General features: G+C 71.8%; 4 protein-coding genes and 1 pseudogene. 1 reads left to right on the top strand and 4 read right to left on the bottom strand.

From position 1 onward, the window contains the following. Together L995_RS19360 and L995_RS19365 are read right to left on the bottom strand one after the other, a co-directional pair. The coding region (locus tag L995_RS19360; protein ID WP_047473050.1) for an SIS domain-containing protein at positions 1-224 on the bottom strand (224 nt) is incomplete at its 3' end. A 73-nt stretch (positions 225-297) separates the two neighbouring features. Continuing rightward, a complete protein-coding gene (locus L995_RS19365) occupies positions 298-714 on the bottom strand; it encodes a YraN family protein (RefSeq protein WP_016450729.1) in 417 nt (138 codons plus the stop codon). On the opposite strand from L995_RS19365, the gene rsmI reads away from it, so the two are divergent. Beyond that, the gene (rsmI, locus tag L995_RS19370; protein WP_012202992.1) at positions 714-1,655 is read left to right on the top strand and encodes a 16S rRNA (cytidine(1402)-2'-O)-methyltransferase; all 942 of its coding nucleotides are present in this window, start codon (positions 714-716) and stop codon (positions 1,653-1,655) included. The two genes, L995_RS19365 and rsmI, sit on opposite strands and share 1 nt — an antisense overlap. Before the next feature lie 167 nt (positions 1,656-1,822). Here the strand turns inward: rsmI and L995_RS19375 are convergent, their stop codons facing one another. Further along, entirely contained in the window at positions 1,823-3,079 is a 1,257-nt protein-coding gene (locus L995_RS19375; RefSeq protein ID WP_016450731.1) for an Hsp70 family protein, read from the bottom strand. 116 nt (positions 3,080-3,195) lie between these two features. After that, positions 3,196-3,423 (bottom strand): annotated as a pseudogene (locus tag L995_RS19380) (VOC family protein); the annotation flags it as partial.

The following is a 3,423-nucleotide window of genomic DNA, read 5'->3' on the forward strand; positions in this document are numbered from 1 at the left end:
AGCTCGGGCCGGTCGCGCTCGAAACCGGCCACGCACAGGGCGGCGAAGAGCTGGGCGTCGCTGGCCGAGGCGCCAGCGCCGCAGGCCAGGACCTTGCCGCCGCTGGTCACGCAGGCCAGCATGGCCTGTACCGCTGACGCAATGGGCTGGCTCAGCGCCTGGGCGGCCTGGTATTTCAGGTCGGCGCTGTCGATGAAATGCTGTTGGATACGTTGCTCAAGCATGGAGGCCCGATGATAACTGCCGCCCCTGAAGTCTTTCGTAGCCAGGCGTTATTTGTGCTGCAGCGGTAACGGATCAGGCGCCTTCGGCGTCAAAGGCGGCCTGCAGCCACTGCACGGCAGGCCCGGCGCCAGGCTCGACCAGCACCACGTCGAAGCGGCACGGCGGCGGCGCGGCCCATCGCATCAGGTAGTGGCGCGCGGCAAACACGATGCGCCGCTGCTTGGTGGCGCCTATGCTGGCGCCGGCACCGCCGAAGGCGCGCGTGCCACGGCTGCGCACCTCGACGAAGACCACGGTGCCGTCGCGCGCCTGCACTATGAGGTCGATCTCGCCGCCGCCGCGCCCCGGCGTCCGATAATTGCGCTCGACCAGACGCAGGCCGGCCGCCTGCAGATGGGCCAGCGCCGCATCCTCGGCCTGCTGGCCCCGGTGCCGGGTCGTGAGGGCAGACGGCCCCGCGCCTGCCGGCTTTTTCGCAAGGAAACCCATTGACTACCTCTTTCGCCACCGCGCTGGGCGCAGCCAAGGATGCTGCGGCATCCCAGCATTATCCGCAGGGCGCCCTCTACGTGGTGGCCACCCCCATAGGCAACCTGGCCGACATCAGCCTGCGCGCCCTGCATGTGCTGCAGCTGGTGGACTGCGTGGCCTGCGAGGACACGCGCCACACCCAGGGCCTGCTGCGCTCCTATGGACTGGACCGCCCCGGCAGCCAGCTGCTGGCCGTGCACCAGCACAACGAGGCCGAGGCGGCCCAGCAGATCGTGGCGCGGCTGCAGCAGGGCCAGCGCATCGCCTATGTCAGCGATGCCGGCACACCCGGCGTCAGCGACCCCGGCGCGCGCCTGTGCGCGGCCGTGCAGGCGGCAGGCCTGCGCTGCATTCCGCTGCCCGGCGCCAGCAGCATCACGGCCGCCATCAGCGTGGCCGGCGCGGTCACGCCTTCGCAGGGCGAGGGAGGTTTCGTCTTCGCGGGCTTTCTGCCCACCAAGTCGGCCGAGCGCCTGGCCGCCGTGCAGCAACTGGCGCTGCAGCCGCGCTGCACCGTGCTGCTGGAGGCGCCGCACCGCATCGCCGACCTGGCCGCCGCCCTGGCCACGCTGGGCGAGCGCCCGGTGACGCTGGCGCGCGAGATCACCAAGCAGTTCGAGGACATTGCCACCATGCCCGCCAGCGCGCTGCCGGCCTGGCTGCAGGCCGTGCCCCAGCGCAGCAAGGGCGAGTTCGCCGTGGTGCTGCACCCGGTGGCCCTGGGTGGCGATGAGGCCGACGCCGACGCCCTGCGCGTGCTGCGCCTGCTGCTGGCCGAGCTGCCCACCAAGACGGCCGTGCGCCTGGCCGCCGAGATCACGGGCGCACCGCGCAACCGCCTCTATGACGCCGCGCTGGCGATCAAGCAGGCCGCCGAGGAGGACCCGATAGAGGATTAAGCCCAAGGCGGCAGCACCACAGTGGCCTTCACCCTCAGGGACACCGAGCAAGGGCCTACGCCGGCCGCGCCGCCCCGCCGCGAGGGTGTCGCCGGTTGCCCGTACGCCCCCCGCGTAGCGAGAGGGGGCGCCGTGCAACGGGAAGCGGCGCAGCCGCTCAGGGGGACTTATGCATACGCCAGGCCGGTGGCCACGCCACCGAACAGGTCGCCCTCGACCTGCGGCACGCCGGGGAAGGCCTCTCGCAGCGCATCGCGCAGCGTGCGCAGGGCCGACGAGCCGCCCGTGAGGTAGATGGCGTCCAGCGCCTGGGGCGCCACGCCGGCCAGGCGCAGGCAATCCTGGGCACAGGCCACGACCTGCTGCAGCGGGCCCTGCAGCTGCTCGTGCAGCACCTCGGGCGAGATGGCGGCGGACAGGCCCGATTCCAGCCAGCCCAGTTCGATGGGCGACTCGGCATGGCGCGTGGAAGCCTCGATCTTGGCCTGCTCCACCACGGCGGCCAGGCGGTGGCCTTCGCGCAGTTCCAGCACGTCCATCAGGCGCTTGTGCAGGCGCTGGTCGCTGTAGTCGGTGCGCAGGTTGCGCGCCTCGGCCAGGGCCTTGGGCGAGTACAGCCACTGGATCAGGTGCCAGGTCGAGAGGTCGAAGAACACGCGGCTGGGCACTTCGCGGCCGCTGGGGCCGGTGTGGCGGTAGCCCAGCAGCGGCATGATCTGGGCCAGGTTGAGCCGGTGGTCGAAGTCCGTGCCGCCGATGTGCACGCCGCTGGTGGCCAGGATGTCGTCGCGGCGGTCGCGGCGGCCGGCCTGCTCGGGCCCCAGGCGCACGACGGTGAAGTCGGAGGTACCGCCGCCGATGTCCACCACCAGCACCACGGATTCCTGCGTGAGGCGCTGCTCGTAGTCCAGCGCGGCGGCGATGGGCTCCATCTGGAAATCCACTTCGCCCAGGCCGGCGGCGCGCGCGGCGTCGGCCAGGGCCTGCTGGGCCTGGCGGTCGCGCTCGGGATGGTCATCCACGAAGTGCACGGGCCGGCCCAGCACCACGCGCTCGGGCAGGCGCCCGTCCAGCGAGGCACGCGCCCGGTCGGCTACGCGGCGAAGGAACAGTCCGATCACATCCTGGTAGCTGACCAGCTGGTCGTGCACGGCCGTCTTTTCCTGCAGCAGCGCGCTGCCCAGCAGGCTCTTGAGCGAGCGCATGAGCCGGCCCGGCTCGCCATCCAGGTACTGGGCCATGGCGTCGCGCCCGAAATGCGTGCTGTGCTCATCCGTATGGAAGAACAGCGCCGTGGGCATGCCGCAGGCATCGCCTTCCAGCGGCAGCAGGCGTGCGGGCTGGCCGGGCGCGCGCCAGGCCATGGCGGAGTTGGAGGTACCGAAATCTATGCCCAGCGTGGCAGGAGAGGAAGCAGTCGTCATGGCAAGCGGCGCCGCGCCACGGCAGCCTGCGAAGGCTGCAGCGGCTGCAACGAAAACGCCCACCGGAGTGGGCATGGGTGTCAGCGGGGCGCCATTCTAGCGCCCACGCATTTCGCCTAGGCGGCAGCGGTTTCCCGGGGCAGGGAATCCTGGGCGAGCACGATGCGCACGCCATGCGTGGCGGCCTCGTCCAGTGCCCGTGCAGGCGCAGTCCGCCGCACGTCCAGCCCGATCGCATAAGGGCCTTCGCCGCGCGTGGCCAGCCGGTGGCCCAGGGCGCCCGTGGCCACGCCCTGGGCTGGGGCAGACAGCACCAGCTCGGTGGCGCCCGGCCCCGTACGCGG

Source organism: Delftia sp. ZNC0008 (assembly GCF_000799035.1).
Taxonomy (GTDB): Bacteria; Pseudomonadota; Gammaproteobacteria; order Burkholderiales; family Burkholderiaceae_C; genus Comamonas; species Comamonas tsuruhatensis.

Excerpts from the sequence above, each read along its gene's own strand:
- L995_RS19365 (WP_016450729.1), bottom strand. The coding sequence starts at position 714 with ATGGGTTTCCTTGCGAAAAAGCCGGCAGGCGCGGGGCCGTCTGCCCTC.
- L995_RS19375 (WP_016450731.1), bottom strand. The coding sequence starts at position 3,079 with ATGACGACTGCTTCCTCTCCTGCCACGCTGGGCATAGATTTCGGTACC.